Annotated in this window: 11 protein-coding genes; 3 read left to right on the top strand and 8 right to left on the bottom strand. The window is 47.8% G+C overall.

All coding sequences use genetic code 11. The annotated features are described in order from the left end of the window. Positions 1 to 2: 2 nt before the first annotated feature. Both AAAA73_RS02265 and AAAA73_RS02260 read right to left on the bottom strand, forming a co-directional pair. On the bottom strand, positions 3 to 368 hold the full coding sequence (locus tag AAAA73_RS02265; protein ID WP_340596529.1) for a hypothetical protein: 366 nt from the start codon (positions 366 to 368) through the stop codon (positions 3 to 5). Between the two features lie 152 nt (positions 369 to 520). Beyond that, positions 521 to 3,670 carry an efflux RND transporter permease subunit gene (locus AAAA73_RS02260; RefSeq protein ID WP_340596528.1) on the bottom strand — a complete coding sequence of 1,050 codons (3,150 nt, stop codon included), beginning with the start codon at positions 3,668 to 3,670 and terminating at the stop codon, positions 521 to 523. Between the two features lie 200 nt (positions 3,671 to 3,870). Here AAAA73_RS02260 and AAAA73_RS02255 point away from each other — a divergent pair, with 200 nt between their 5' ends. The 3 genes from AAAA73_RS02255 to AAAA73_RS02245 are packed head-to-tail and all read left to right on the top strand — an operon-like array spanning position 3,871 to position 7,091. After that, on the top strand, positions 3,871 to 4,632 hold the full coding sequence (locus AAAA73_RS02255) for a hypothetical protein (RefSeq protein ID WP_340596527.1): 762 nt from the start codon (positions 3,871 to 3,873) through the stop codon (positions 4,630 to 4,632). Then, entirely contained in the window at positions 4,626 to 6,104 is a 1,479-nt protein-coding gene (locus AAAA73_RS02250; RefSeq protein ID WP_340596526.1) for a TolC family protein, read from the top strand. Before AAAA73_RS02255 ends, AAAA73_RS02250 begins: the two co-directional genes overlap by 7 nt. A gap of 12 nt (positions 6,105 to 6,116) precedes the next feature. Beyond that, positions 6,117 to 7,091 carry a hypothetical protein gene (locus tag AAAA73_RS02245; protein ID WP_340596525.1) on the top strand — a complete coding sequence of 325 codons (975 nt, stop codon included), beginning with the start codon at positions 6,117 to 6,119 and terminating at the stop codon, positions 7,089 to 7,091. A 60-nt stretch (positions 7,092 to 7,151) separates the two neighbouring features. On the opposite strand, the gene mnmH is transcribed toward AAAA73_RS02245, so the two are convergent. The 6 genes from mnmH to AAAA73_RS02215 are packed head-to-tail and all read right to left on the bottom strand — an operon-like array spanning position 7,152 to position 14,438. Then, positions 7,152 to 8,294, bottom strand: coding sequence for a tRNA 2-selenouridine(34) synthase MnmH (gene mnmH, locus AAAA73_RS02240; protein WP_340596524.1), 1,143 nt, complete (start codon positions 8,292 to 8,294; stop codon positions 7,152 to 7,154). Then, a complete protein-coding gene (selD, locus tag AAAA73_RS02235) occupies positions 8,236 to 9,285 on the bottom strand; it encodes a selenide, water dikinase SelD (RefSeq protein WP_340596523.1) in 1,050 nt (349 codons plus the stop codon). Before selD ends, mnmH begins: the two co-directional genes overlap by 59 nt. A gap of 18 nt (positions 9,286 to 9,303) precedes the next feature. Then, positions 9,304 to 11,106, bottom strand: coding sequence for a ribosomal protection-like ABC-F family protein (abc-f, locus tag AAAA73_RS02230; RefSeq protein ID WP_340596522.1), 1,803 nt, complete (start codon positions 11,104 to 11,106; stop codon positions 9,304 to 9,306). Positions 11,107 to 11,156: 50 nt separating this feature from the next. Further along, positions 11,157 to 11,822 (bottom strand): leucyl/phenylalanyl-tRNA--protein transferase, encoded by a 666-nt coding sequence (gene aat, locus AAAA73_RS02225; RefSeq protein WP_340596521.1) that lies wholly within the window; start codon positions 11,820 to 11,822, stop codon positions 11,157 to 11,159. Between the two features lie 2 nt (positions 11,823 to 11,824). Further along, positions 11,825 to 12,922 (bottom strand): PQQ-dependent sugar dehydrogenase, encoded by a 1,098-nt coding sequence (locus tag AAAA73_RS02220; RefSeq protein ID WP_340596520.1) that lies wholly within the window; start codon positions 12,920 to 12,922, stop codon positions 11,825 to 11,827. A gap of 58 nt (positions 12,923 to 12,980) precedes the next feature. Continuing rightward, on the bottom strand, positions 12,981 to 14,438 hold the full coding sequence (locus tag AAAA73_RS02215) for a RecQ family ATP-dependent DNA helicase (protein WP_340597530.1): 1,458 nt from the start codon (positions 14,436 to 14,438) through the stop codon (positions 12,981 to 12,983). Positions 14,439 to 14,479: the final 41 nt, after the last annotated feature.

The raw sequence follows: 14,479 nt of genomic DNA, 5'->3' as shown, positions 1-14,479 counted from the left end.
TACTATTTGCAGCTTTTAGAAGTACCGCCAACGCCCATTGCAGTAAGGAAGTATTGGATGCCCTTGCTATCCACTGCCAACACCACTCCGGATTCCGCGAAAATATAAGATGTTGCAGAAACTAGGCTGCCTTCAAGGCCGTAAAAACTTGCCATTTCTTTCAAGTCTGACTCGCTGGCTTCCAGCACTTCCAGAACCTTTTCAGAATGCGGTTTTTTACCTTCAGAAGTGACTGACAAAACATCGCCCTTCACAACCACCAAAGCAGCTTCGCCACCGTTATTAGGGTTGCACACTTTAACCGAAGTTACAGAAGCAGACGCCGTACCAACCATCAAAAAAGCCAAAGCAAAGATCATTGATTTCATTTGGAATACTCCTATTTGATACCGCGAATATAGCAGAATCAAAAAGTTAACCCCGTTACGAATTATGACTTTTTCAAATTTACCCGATCGTCAAAATATTAGGCAGAACCGATATCGGTTCTGTACCGCTTCCGTAAGTAGGACCTGGCACCCTAAAGAGCTTCGTCGCCGACGGCGGCGAAGGCTTGGCGGGTTTTTTCGCGGACCTCATCACGTTTTCTGAAGCGATCCATCAGTGAATACACACATGGAACCACGAACAACGTTAAGATCGTCGATACAAGTACGCCCCCGATCAGACACAAAGCCATCGGACGCATGGTTTCGGAACCAGCACCGGTCGCAGTTGCTGATGGAACCGCGGCAGCGATGGTCGCAATGGATGTCATCAGGATCGGACGCAAACGGATCGGACACGCTTCAATCAAAGCCGCATTTGCCTCGGATGTTCCGCGGTCACGAACGGTGTTGGTGAATTCGATTAACAGGATCGAGTTCTTTTTCACGATACCCATCAAAAGCAACAATCCGATCATCGAGTACATATTCAAAGACTGACCCGTGATCAGAAGCGCAAAAAATGCCCCCGAGAAACTGAACGGCAGCGCCATCAGGATCGTCACTGGATCAATAAATGAATTGAACTGCGAAGCCAGAACCATGTAGGCAATCACCAAACCCATGATCAACGCAAAGATCAAACTTTGGAAAGACTCTTGGAAAGTCTTTGAAGAACCCTGTTGCTCAATCATGTAACCCGGCTCTAACGTGCTCTTGGCAATTTTCTCGATTCTTTCCATGGCCTCTTGTTGCGAAGCACCCGGCTTTAAATTGGCCGTGATGGAAATCGCACGCTGACGGTTGGAGCGCGAGATACTTTGCAACGCCTTGGTAGTTTCCTGCTTGGTCACACGATCAATTGGAATCAAGTTGGCATTCGTGTTTCCGATCAAAAGTCTTTTGATCTCGACCATCGCATCTTCTTTTTTGGTATCCAGCTGAACTTTGATATCGTAGCGATGTCCACCTTCAGGATACTCCCCGGCTTTCACTCCACCAATCAAAGCACTGACCGTTGTTCCGATGGAAGCCACGCTGACACCGTGCTGAGCTGCCGCCAGGCGATCCGGTTTCACCTGGATCTCTGGCATACCCAACAAGTAGTTGGAATCCACATCGACCATCATGCCTGTCTTCGTCATCTCTTCCATGATTTTTTGCGAATAACCTGCAAGCTTCTCCCAATCTGAGCCCATAACAGTGAACTCGATCGGGTAACCACGACCACTTGAGAAACCACGCTGAGACATATCCATCAAAATCGGACGCACGTCTTTAATTTTGCTGAACGCTTCACGGGTCACTTGCATGAATTGCTGCTGACTTAAACGCTTACCGGTTTTTTCGTCCTTCGGACGATCTTTGTAATCCTTCATGGTGATAAACATCATCGCCGTGTTGGCGTCAGAGATACCGCCCCCGAATCCACCAATACTTGCAAAGACCTGCTTAACTTCCGGGCGAGTCTTCAACCAGGCTTCAGCTTGTTTCACTTGACCATTTGTATAGGCCAAAGAGCTTCCCACCGGAAGCACAATGCGCGCCAGGAAAATACTTTGATCCTGCGCAGGTGACATTTCCTTCACCAGGAACTTGATGGACACAAACGAAATCGCCACAAACACCAAAGAAGCCAGGATCACAGTCCAACGCAGGTTCAAAGATTTGCGCAGCCATTTTTCGTAGCCGACCTTCATAGTTTCCATGAAAGTTTCAAAGGCCTTGCCGATTTTTGTCGAGCGCTCACCGTGATGAACAAAACCCGCACAACGCATTGGTGTGATTGTCAATGACTCCACCAACGACAGGAATACCGCAATGGAAATCGTCACCCCGAATTGCATGAAGAAAGCTCCGATGATGCCTTTCATGAAGGCCACCGGAAGGAAGATCGCAATAACCGCAGCGGTTGCCGCCATCGCGGCAAATGAGATCTCGCGAGCCCCTAAGATCGCAGACTCAATCTGCCCCCGCCCGTCTTCGTTGTACCTGAATATATTTTCCAGAACCATGATGGCGTCATCGACGACGATACCAATCGCCAGAGTTAAACCCAAAAGAGTGAATGTATTTAGTGTGTAACCCAGGAAGTACAAACCAATGAAGGCCCCCAACAGTGATGTCGGGATAGAGAGTAAAACGTTGAAGGTCGCAGACCACGAACCCAGAAAGGCCCAGCACACCAACGAGGTCAGGATGACTGCCAACACCAAGTGATGAGTCAGCTCGCCCACAGATTTTTCAATGAACTGAGTGCTGTCAAAGTTCACATGAATCTTCATGCCCTCAGGCAATTGTGATTGAATCTCTTCAGCTTTGGCTTTCACCGCCTTGGCAACCGCCACCGCATTGGTACCACGCTGCTTACGAATACCCAGACCCAACGCTGTTTCGCCATTAAAGCGCGAAATGCGTGTGATCTTATCAAGCCCCATGCTGACATCGGCCACCTGGCCGATTTTTACCATGTTAATGGAGTCTGACATCTGACGACCGGCGCGCTTGCTGATCACGATGTTTTCAAACTCATTGATGGTTTTTGCCTCACCCATGGTGCGCACATTGTAATTGCTTTTTTCAGTTTCAATGTATCCACCCGGCTCTTCCGAGTGCTCGGCCTTGATCGCATCGATCACGTCATTGACTGAGATATTGTACTGAGGAAGTTTTTTGGTGTTCACGAACACGCGCAAAACCGGATCTGTATAACCACCCAAAAAGATATCACCCACGCCATCCACTGTCGTAAAACGATCTTTCAGATAGTCACGGGCATACTTCATTAAGAATTCCAGATCGCCTTTGTCGTAAGTAAGCGCAAGCCACAGAATCGGCTGATCATCCGGATTGGTTTTGGAGATTGTCGGAGGATCAACTTCATCCGGCAGCTGTCTTTGCGCACCGGAAACCTTCGCTTGCACGTCTTGCAAAGCAAGATCAATGTTCCGATCCAGGGAGAATTCCACTGTAATAGTTGCCGATCCGGTCTTGGAACTCGAGGTGATACTTTGGACCCCTTCGACTCCCATCAGTGCACTTTCTATAACATCTACAACCTGAGTCTCCATAACTTCGGGGGCCGCGCCATCCAAAGTCACACTCACTGAAACCGTAGGAAAATCCACATCCGGCAGTTGGCTAAGCCCCATCCTTGAAAACGAGATCAATCCAAAGATCATCAAGCCAAACATCAACATCCATGCAAATACTGGATTCTTGATGGAAATATCTGAAATTCTCATAAACCACTCCCTGGTCCTAAATCATCCAAACTAGTGTAACAAATCAAGGTCGCAGCAACCATGAACAAATGTGAATTCACGACCCGTATTCGTCTCTGATTCCTAAGGACAACTAATCAATACTTAGGCGACTAATCAATCATTGACATGCCTCGTCTGGAAGACTATTTATGACCGCACTTCAAAACCTCGGAGACTCTATGAAATTCTCTCGCGCGACGAATGTATTCCTGTTCGTTTCCCTATCCACTTTTGCAGCAGTCAGCTGGGCTCAATCCACTTCTATCTCTTTGCGTGACGCCGCTTTGAACGAAACTAAAGCTAAAGGTATCGCCACGGCTTCAGCAACTGATGCTCAAACAGGCATGATGGTTCTAAAAGATCCAAAACCTGAAATCGTGTCACGCCCTTGGCAATACATCGCTGGTTTCACTGGCCAACAATTCCAGTCAAAAGGCACGGTAACGACGGACTCTGCAGGAACTTTTGATCTTTCGCAAAATGATCAGACATTCATGCCAGGTTTGATGTTGGGAGTGATGAGTTCTGAATTGAACTTGAAAAATATTTTAATCAGCGGTGGCCTTCGTTTCAACGGCTCCCTGGCAACTCAAAGTGTTTCAGCTGTTATGCCATCGGGTGTGGTTGTTGACGATGCTCGTTTGAACACATCTCTACTTTCCGGTGGAGTGGTTCTAAGCGTACGTCATGCCAAACTTGCTTGGTTGGCAGTCACTGTGGCACCGCAGTACGGCACGGTAAACTACACGCAATCTTCCAATAATGATTTTGCGAAGTTTTCCAAACAAGCCTCTTACAACGCCCTTAATTACGGTTTAGACTTCCGCTTGACGAAAAAATGGTCGGTCTTCACAGAATGGTCTCAAAGAGAATTGCGTGACCAAACTGAGATCGCTCTGCAAAAAGACAACTTTGAATTAGGAACTAAAGTATCATGGTAAAAAAAATCATCCTTCTTCTTTGCGCAACCTCGACGGCGATGGCTCAACAGCCAGTGGCGCCGGCAAACGTCATCACTCTTTCTCAAAAGAAAGTGGCTGAGCTGGCTTTGCAACAAGGTTACCGCACTAAAGAAGTAAATCTACAATACCAACAGCAAAAGTTTCCATTGGTCCAAACTCTTTCCACTTACGACTGGCTTTTGACTGCGTCCACTGGTTATGAGCTCGACAAAAGAGCCCAGCTTCTGACGTCGCAAACCCTGGATCCACACAATAAAATTGAACGCTACGACACCTTGTTGCAGTTCGGGAAGAAGTTCACAACTGGAACTGCGGCAACACTTGAATTGAACCGCCTTTCCCAAAGCGCAAGCTACGACACGGCATTGGGATCGAATGTTCCTCCGGGGAACCAGACTTTGGATCGCGCAGGGATCATCCTTGAACAAGCCATCCTGGGTAACTTCTTTGGTGTGGCGGATCGTGGTATCGTGAATGGCGCTGAAGAGACGTACAAAGCTTCCGAGATCCTTCGTGCGAATGATCTGGAAGAGGTGGTGCTTTCTTCCATCAGCCAATTCTGGTCATCTTATATCGCTCAGGAAAACTTCAAGGAAGCCGTGGCGGCCCGTGATCGTTATAAAAAATTGACGGACACAGTTCGCAGAAAAACTTCTTTGGGTTATTCCAATCCAGGGGACTTGCCACAGGCTCAGGCTGAACTTGAGGCACGTGAGCAGATCGTAAAATCGACTTCCACTGAGTATCTTGCATCAGTTGAAAATCTTTTGACTTCTTTAGCTTTGGATCCAAAATCCGAAGTTAAATTTGAAATGACGATGGCATTGCCGCCGATTCCAAGCTTGCCACCGATCAACACTGAAGATCTGCGCCAGATCCGCTCGCAAAAACTTTTGGTATCTGCGGCTGAAGAAAATCTGACAGCGGCCAAATCCCTGTCTTATCCAACTTTGAATGTTGTCGGTAAGGCGTACACGACGGGTGTGGGCGAAAAATCAGAAGATTCCTATTCGGAGCTTACTGGTGGCTCCCGTCCGGACTACTACGTGGGTTTGAAGTTTGCGTATAACTTTGGCTCTGATTTCCAAAATGAGCGCATCGTATACAACAAATTAAACCGCGACCTGCAACAAACGCGTTTGCAACGCCAACAAATGGAAGTTGTCGACACGAACATTCAGGCAGAGCGCCGGGCACAAGCGGCGTACACCATCGCGCAAAGTGCTGAGAAGCAAAAAAACTACAGTGAGAAAGCAGTGAGCGAATTAACCCGCTCCTACTCTCAAGGTAGAACCGATATTAATAACTTGATCCAGGCCCTTAACAACCAGTTCACTGCGCAAATCAAATACATCACGGCGGTAGGAAGCTACCACATCGCGCTGAACCAATGGGCTGCATCTAGAGACGAACTTATTCCTGACGAAAAAACGTCAGAAGAAAAAAAATAGGCAGGGGAATTTATGTTGAAAAAACTTATCGTAGCACTAAGCGTACTTACACTTGCTGCTTGCGCATTTAACAACGACAACAACGGCTCTGACAATTTCAACAAGAAATTGAACGAAGACAATATTCGTGCAGCTGAAAACTTCCGTAAAGTGGAAGGTTCCTACCAAGGCAATATGATCCGTGAAAATGGCGCGACAGAAATCGTTCAGATTTCTTTGCTGCTTTTGAACATCAACACCGGCACAAACACTGACGGTTCTGCAAAAATCCAGCACATGCAAAAAGCGGCTTACACTCGTGTATCCCCGGCTTCTGCTCCGTTGACTGATCTTGATGTTGCCTACGTTCCAGAAACTGGAACTTTGAACATTCTGAATACCAAAGCAATCACCAACGATGACGTTCAATCCATCATCGGGACTATCAAAAACGGTGTCATCACTGGTACGGTTAAATCCCGCACTGGTATCATCGGCCAAATCTCTTTGAAGTTCACAATTGGTGGATCTTCAAATGAAGGCAACGGTTCTGATGAGCAGTACTACAATCGCCTGCGCGAACAGTACACAGCGATTTCTGGAACTTACTATGGTTGCGTGATTTCAACTAAAGAAGTTTCTCAGCGCATCCCAAGCTACAAAGGGAAAATCAAACTTTCCATCTTTGAACAAAAAGTGGGTAGCAACCCGGCTGACAACACGACAATCCCAACATTGGTGGGCTCTTTCACAAGAAACTACGACAAGAATGATTTCTTGAAAGCGGACTTGTCCGGTATCTACCGCAGTGATTTCATTCCAGCGACTTTGAGCCTGACTGGTACGTATCCTGCGCAAAACAACGGATACTCCACAGTATTCAAAGGTACTTTGACGAACGGCGAATACACTGCTGACTTCATGAACGCTAAAGGCGGCATCGAAGGTCAAATGTACTTCAAAAAGGGTCAAAACTACCCAGCGAAGTGCGCAAACGTATCTCGCTAGTTTAGTCCCCGTTAAAAGCCTACAAAACAAAAACCCAGCTCTCGAAAGAAGCTGGGTTTTTTATTTAAGATTCTGGATGTAGCTTAGGACCGCTTCGCCTCGTCCTCGCATTAATACCTTAGGGTTTCGTTTGGCAAAGCTTTGCGAATAAGCCGGGTCGTAATAGTATCGCAAGAGTTTTTCAATCCAGACACGATTCTGATCCAACTTTTGGTGTTTTAGATAGTCTTGCTCACAGAACTCAAGATCATTCAGTATTTCCTGGGCTCTAAGTCCACCCAGTTTGCGGGATATTGTCTTCACAGCGTTTTTAAACTTTGTAAATTCACCTAGCGCAGCTTCCACGTCCCGCTTGCCAATGGCAGTGCCAGCAACATAGTCATTGAATATGTTCTCCACCCGTTGTTCAAACGGCTCTTCCAGATAGACCAAAGCAGACGCCCGCATCTGGTTAAATAAATTCTCTGGAACTGCACAACGACCAATCAGACGGCTTTCGTCTTCAAGCAATATTCCGGTGGTTGATGCCACGGATGTCAGTCTTAAGAAATCAACGGCTAGCGAATTTTCAAAATCAATCTGTGTGGGCTGCGGGCTGGCCGTCGCGCCAAACGCAGATCCACGATGATGGGCCAATGATTCCATATCAATCGACGGATAAAAGCTTTTCGCCTGATTCAGAACTTTTGTTTTTGCGCTGCCAGTAGGACCAGAAAGAATTAACAAAGGCTTTTGCGAGCTCTGGTCCACCGCCTCGCGAAGAAATTGCCGGGCGACCTTGTAACCGCCTTCAATAAGAGGCCGATTGACACCCATTTCTGATAGCCAGGTCTGCGTAATCCTTGATCTTAGACCCCCGCGAAAGCAGAACAACACGGTATCCGGGTTTTCACGAATAAAGGCGGCCCAACGTTGAAGACGGGATTCTTTTACTTCGCCAGATACCAACTGATGTCCCAAAGCTAATGCTGCTTCCCGACCTTCCCGTTTATATGTGGTACCGACGGCGGCCCGTTGAACATCATCCATAATCGGCAGGTTCACGGCGCCGGGCAATGATCCTTCAGAAAACTCCACGGGAGCTCTGACATCCACCAATGGTGTCTTATCAAGAAACAATTTCCTAAGTTCTGACGTCGCAATCCTAGACAAATGAAACTCTTGCGGCAGAAGGTGCCGCGACTTCTCCGATGATACTGGCATGGACAAATTTGGATTTAATTTCGCCAATCAAAGCCTCTGCCTGATCAGGATGCACTGACAACAACAACCCCCCGCTGGTCTGTGGGTCGTGCAATACGGTTTTTTGCAATGAAGACAATGCGCCGAAGTTGACGTCATTTTCGGTGTATTGCGCATTCGTGCGATGAGCTTTCGTCAAAAAACCTTTTTCTAAAAAAGCCATGACATTATTGAATATCGGTAGCCTGTCGAAGTTGACCTTCAAGCTGACTTCACTGGCCTTGGCCAACTGCATGCTGTGTCCTGAAAAAGCAAATCCCGTGATATCGGTCGCGGCATTAATGGCATTTTTTGAGTTTTCGCTTAAATAATCCAGAATATTATTTAAAGTCCCCATGCTGGCTGTGGCTTCGGAAATATCGCCTTCAGTGGCTTCCCGACGCTTCAATGCGGCAGTCATCGTGCCGGTGCCCAGAGCCTTCGTCAGGATAAGCGCGTCCCCCGGTTTCGCTTTATCATTGGACCAAACTTTTTGGGGATTCACAAAGCCCGTCACTGACAAACCAAATTTCAAAGTGTCATCATCAATGGAATGTCCACCCACAAAATTGGCACCGGCTTCAGCGATTACATCACTGGCGCCCTGCATGACTTCAACAATGACCGAATCAGGCATCGTCGCAACAGGAAATGCCAGTATCCCCATGGCCGTCTTAGGCAAGCCACCCATCGCATATACGTCGCTCAGTGCATTGGCGGCGGCAATTCGTCCAAACAATTTGGGCGTGTCGACAATCGGAGTAAAGAAATCCAATGTCTGCACCATGGCAATTTCATCGGTGACTTTATAGATGGCAGCATCGTCAAACAATCCACCGTCCACCATCAAGGCAGCGTGTGATTTTGGAAATGTTACTTTTTGAAGGATTTTACGAAGTTCGGATGCGGCAACTTTGGCTGCGCATCCACCTTTTTGTACTGTCTGGGTCAGAGCAATAGAATCAGTTTGCATGGATATGACTCCGATTTTTTAGGACTTACCTTCCAATTCACTCCAGCGGGCATATAGACGCTCGATCTCGGCCTGAGTGCTCGCAATTTCATTATATAACTCTTGGATCTTTTTAGGGTTGCTGGCAAAGTCTGGAAGCATACTTTGTGTTTGCGCAGCCTGAAGCTTTTCCTCCAACACTGCAATATTTGCTTCCATATTTTCCAGCTCGAACTTTTCTTTAAAACTTAACTTTTTGGCTTTACCACCGGCGGCCGCTTTGGCCTCCTGCTTTTCTTCGTTCTTCTTCGCGGCCTCAAGTTCCTTTTGATCCTCGTACCATTCTTCCCATTGAAGGAAGCCGGCAAAACGCTCCATGGAAGTGTTGCCTTCAGGGTCTTTATGAATCGCGATAATTTCTTTCGCAACTTGGTCCATGAAGTAACGGTCATGGGTTACTAAAATCACCGCACCACCGAAGTCGCGCAGGGATTCTTCCAACACCGCCAGCGTCTGTACGTCCAGGTCATTGGTGGGCTCATCCAGTACCAGAACTTGGGCTTCATTCAGCATCAGTTGGGCAATACGCAACCGCGCTTGCTCCCCACCGGAAAGTTTTTCAGCCGGCATATCCATTTGCTGACGGTTGAACTGAAAGCGCTCCAGATAACTGCGCGCAAACACGTAACTGCCTTGATAGTGAACGTAGTCGCCATCCGGGCAAATATTTTTTAGAACTGAAACTTTAGGATTGATGGTCTGACGGTTTTGTTCAAAGTAAGCAACTTTCAGACGCTCTGATTGTTTTACTTCGCCCATGTCCGGCTTTTCTTCGCCCAGTAAAATGCGAATCAAAGTGGATTTACCGGAACCGTTATCACCCAACAAAGCCATGCGCGTTTTTGGCGTCACCAAATAAGAAAAATCCTTAAACAGCACGCGACCATCGTAGGCTTTTGTCACGTGAATAAGTTCCATCAATTTTTGTGGATTGCGTTCGGTATCTTTGAATTCAATTTTAACCGTGCGATTGGCATTTTTTGCCGACAAATCCTGCACGTCACTTTTCAAATCCCCCGCGCGCTCGATGCGGGCCTTTTGTTTTGTCTGACGAGCTTTTGCACCACGACGAAGCCACTCGGTCTCGCGACGAAGCGTGTTCTTCATGGTCAGCTCTTTGGCCTCTTGTCCAGCCATCATCAATTCCTTGGCCTCCACGTAATTGGAGTAGTCTCCGGGAATCGCGAACAAGTAATTGGGATTTTTTGGATCCAGATCGAAAATTTTATTGGTCACACGCTGCAAGAACAAGCGGTCATGCGTTATGATCAAAGTCGCAAACTGTGCTTTGGCCAAAAACTCCTCGAGCCACATGATGCTGGTCACATCCAAGTGATTCGTCGGCTCATCCAGCAACAACAACTGCGGCGAACGCACCAACTCACGAGCCAGGGCCACACGCTTTCTCCAGCCACCGGAAAGATCCTCCACCAGGAAAGATTCTCCAAATTGGGAAAGCTCCAACCGAGCCAGCCACTCATAAGCCGGTCCGATATGTTCGTTATAGTCAGCATCGCCCATGATCGCATCCAGGATATTCACGCCGGGTTCAAACAACGGAGTCTGATCTAAAAAACCAATTTTCAAACCTTTGTTCATGGTCACTTCGCCACCATCGGGCTTCATACGACCAGAGATAATTTTTAGCAGAGTCGATTTACCGGCACCATTTGGTCCCACCAGACCCACGCGGTCGCCTTCATCAATCCCCAGACTGACGTTTTTAAACAGAGTTTTTCCCGCAAATGACTTTTCAAGCTTATAAGTACTTAGTAATGGCATGGGGCTAACTTAATGCATAGGCAGCAGGACCGCAAGGACAGGTTCCAAAATCAGGGCACAACCGCCGATTGGGCATGGCGTTCTTCAAGCATTTGCAGGTATTCCTCACGATCAATCAATCGGCCGCCCATTTGCGCGACGACGGGCGTAACCATCTGTACATCAATCCAACCGTGGCCCTGTGCGCCCAAATACTCCACCAAATACCACAGAGCGAGCTTTGAGGCGTTGGGCTTACGATAAAACATGCTTTCACCACTGAAAACACCTTCGACCAGCACTCCGTAGATGCCACCGATAAGAACATTATTTTCACGAACCTCGATGGACAGACAAAAGCCGGCTTTGTTGAATTCGTGATAAGCACGCTTCATGACCGGCAGGATCCATGTGCCATCCTGACCGGGACGCATTTGCCGGGCACACTCGTCCATCACGTGATCGAAGTCTTTGTTAGCTGTAAACGTAATTTGTGGATTTTTGCGACGAAATCTTTGCAGACTTTCCGGAGCACGAAACTCATCAAAAAACAAAACTCCCCGCTTTTCAGGGGAAAACCACAACATCGGAAAGCCCACCTGGGGCCAAGGGAAGATCCCTTTGGAGTAAGCGGTATACAACGTCCCCACATCCAAGGTCCCCCCGACGGCCAATATACCTTCGGCCATCGTGTCGCGGGGATCTGGAAAATCAACAGAGGAATGATACTTCAACAAACTTACTTTCCTTTTGGCGCCTTGTAACTAAGACGATAAATGACTCCGGCCTTGTCGTCAGAAATCAGGACGGAACCGTCTTCCATCACTTCGACATCCACCGGGCGTCCCCAAGCATCGCCGACTTGCAACCAGCCCTCAACCAAGGGTTTTACCGTCGTGATTTTGCCGTCTTTGATGAAAGCAAATCCCACCATATAACCTTGGGGGGCACTGCGATTCCACGAGCCATGCTCAGCATAAATGATACCGCCTTGGTACTCGGAAGGAAACATTTTCCCGTTATAAAAACGCATTCCCAACGCTGCTACATGGGCTCTTAACTCGGCCTCGGGGGCTTTATAGTTCTTGCAGTCTTTACCCTTGCCGAATTCTTTATCCAGAATATTTTTGCCATGGCAGTACGGAAAGCCAAAATGCTCACCCACTTTGGTCAGATGATTGATTTCGTCTGGAGGCGAATCATCCCCCATCCAATCACGACCGTTATCTGTAAACCACAGATCTTTGCTGACCGGATCCCAATCAAAGCCCACCGTGTTGCGCACACCTTCGGCCACGACTTCCTTGGATGAGCCATTCACATCGATGCGATAGATGCGCCCGTACTCGGTGCCCAAATCACAGATATTACAAGGAGCCCCGACCGGGACATACAGCTTTCCATCGGGACCGAAGCGAATGAACTTCCAACCGTGACTGGCGTCAGTGGGAAATTTTTGTGTCAATGTTCTGACGGGTTTTTGTGGTGTTGTGACTTTTTCGGGAACATTGAATTCCAGAATTTCCGAAACCTGCGCCACATACAGTTTTCCATCTTTGAAGGCCACGCCATTCGGCACACTGAGCTTTTCAGCGAACACCTGGGCTTTGCCATTTTGAACCAGGTAGACATTGTCTTCGCCACGATTCCCAACAAAAAACCGCCCACCCGGAGCCTGCGCAATCGACCGCGCATTAGGCACCGTCGCCCACACCGAAATCTCAAACCCCGGCGGCATTTTTAGTTTATCCAGAGGTAATTTGGTGTTTCCAAATGCAGTCACTGATGCCAAAGTCAGCAACGCAGCAACGAGTTGAATTGAAAGTGATAACGTCATTACTTCCTCCTTGAAAGACCATACAAGAGAAAAAGATTATCCGACATCAAAGCTTATCTCAAAGTTGACGGAGCTGCTTTTGACTATCAACACAGATATCACACTTCCCACACGGAGTTTCGTGCTTGTGCCCGAAGTAATGATAGATGTAATTCATGCGGCATTCTTTATCTTGAGTGGCCCAGCGAACCATCTCGAGCAATTTTGAATTTTGGGCTTTCAAAATCACCGGGCCATTTTCAGCAGCGAACTGCTCTGCCGTTGGTGCTTGCACGCAGGCATACGGAAATGGATCGTCGGATTTTTGCAAGCAGCCCCAGCGCTCTAAAATACTGACAGAGGCTTCGGGACGGAAATCGCGGCGATTGCGGAAGTTCATTTGCTCTCGTAAGAAATCAAATTTTTCCTGATTCACGCGCAGTCGATTTTGTTCGATCAAGTCGTAAACTTTGGCGATGAACTCAGGTTCCGGATGGGACCATTTTAGGAATTCCATCTGGATACTGACATCATCCTGATCATATAAAAGATGACAGAACGACTCGACGCCATCACGACCCGCGCGACCGACCTCCTGGAAGTAACTTTCCAAAGCACTTGGGATTTCCGCGTGCACTAACAAACGCACATTCGGCTTATCAATCCCCAAACCAAATGCCGGTGTCGCCAGCATCAACGGTGCTTCTTCATTGATAAACGCTTTTTGATTGCGCTTACGATCCTGGGGCGAAAGGTCACCGTGATAAACCAGATGATTGACGCCAGCACGACTTAATTCCGAAGAAATTTTGCGCAAAGTTTGAATCAGCGAACAGTATACAATCGCTGATCCCGGCTGCTGATAACGAAGTCCGATGATCGCGCGAATCTTATCGTCGATGCCGTAAAGATCATGCACGCGCAAAGCCAGATTCGGTCGTTCAATCCCGGCCGAAATGATTTCGGCATCAGGAATGTTGAGTTTTGATAAAATGTCTTTTTGAACTTCCGGTGTCGCGGTTGCGGTCAGGGCAATCGTTGGCGGATTGCCCAAAAGTGCGCGGAACTCCCCCACCCGGGAATAATCAGGGCGGAAATCATGTCCCCATTGGGAAATACAATGAGCTTCGTCCACCGCCAGAAGTTGAATTTTGCGGCCTTCGATGGCTTTTAGGAATTCCGGTTTGCGAAAACGCTCCGGCGTCACATATAAAAGTTTGAAATCCCCTTTGGCCAGTCGCTCCTGGCGAGACTCACGCTCATCTCGCGTTAAAGCGGAGTTCAGGCAAGTAGCCGGAATATCCAGATCTTTGGCCTTCAGAACCTGATCCTGCATCAGGGCAATCAGCGGAGATATGACAATAACGAGGCCGTCTCGGATCTTTGCGGGGAATTGAAAACACAGGGATTTTCCCATTCCTGTAGGCATTAATGCGAGCAGGTTTTCATCTGCCCATACTTTACGCAAAATTGCTTCTTGTTCGCCCCGAAAAGCGCTAAACTCAAAATTCCTTTTCAGGAGATCGTGGAGGTCCATCATGCCACCAAGCTTACGCTAACCCAGCCCGCAGAGGTACG

The sequence above is a fragment of the Bdellovibrio sp. GT3 genome (genome assembly GCF_037996765.1).
Classification (GTDB): Bacteria; Bdellovibrionota; Bdellovibrionia; order Bdellovibrionales; family Bdellovibrionaceae; genus Bdellovibrio.
Note: the sequence above shows the minus strand (reverse complement) of the source record. Positions and strands in the feature narration are given on the sequence as shown.

Coding starts and splice junctions, on each gene's coding strand:
- AAAA73_RS02265 (WP_340596529.1), bottom strand. CDS start 368: ATGAAATCAATGATCTTTGCTTTGGCTTTTTTGATGGTTGGTACGGCG.
- AAAA73_RS02260 (WP_340596528.1), bottom strand. CDS start 3,670: ATGAGAATTTCAGATATTTCCATCAAGAATCCAGTATTTGCATGGATG.
- AAAA73_RS02255 (WP_340596527.1), top strand. CDS start 3,871: ATGAAATTCTCTCGCGCGACGAATGTATTCCTGTTCGTTTCCCTATCC.
- AAAA73_RS02250 (WP_340596526.1), top strand. CDS start 4,626: ATGGTAAAAAAAATCATCCTTCTTCTTTGCGCAACCTCGACGGCGATG.
- AAAA73_RS02245 (WP_340596525.1), top strand. CDS start 6,117: ATGTTGAAAAAACTTATCGTAGCACTAAGCGTACTTACACTTGCTGCT.
- mnmH (WP_340596524.1), bottom strand. CDS start 8,294: ATGCCAGTATCATCGGAGAAGTCGCGGCACCTTCTGCCGCAAGAGTTT.
- selD (WP_340596523.1), bottom strand. CDS start 9,285: ATGCAAACTGATTCTATTGCTCTGACCCAGACAGTACAAAAAGGTGGA.
- abc-f (WP_340596522.1), bottom strand. CDS start 11,106: ATGCCATTACTAAGTACTTATAAGCTTGAAAAGTCATTTGCGGGAAAA.
- AAAA73_RS02220 (WP_340596520.1), bottom strand. CDS start 12,922: ATGACGTTATCACTTTCAATTCAACTCGTTGCTGCGTTGCTGACTTTG.
- AAAA73_RS02215 (WP_340597530.1), bottom strand. CDS start 14,438: ATGGACCTCCACGATCTCCTGAAAAGGAATTTTGAGTTTAGCGCTTTT.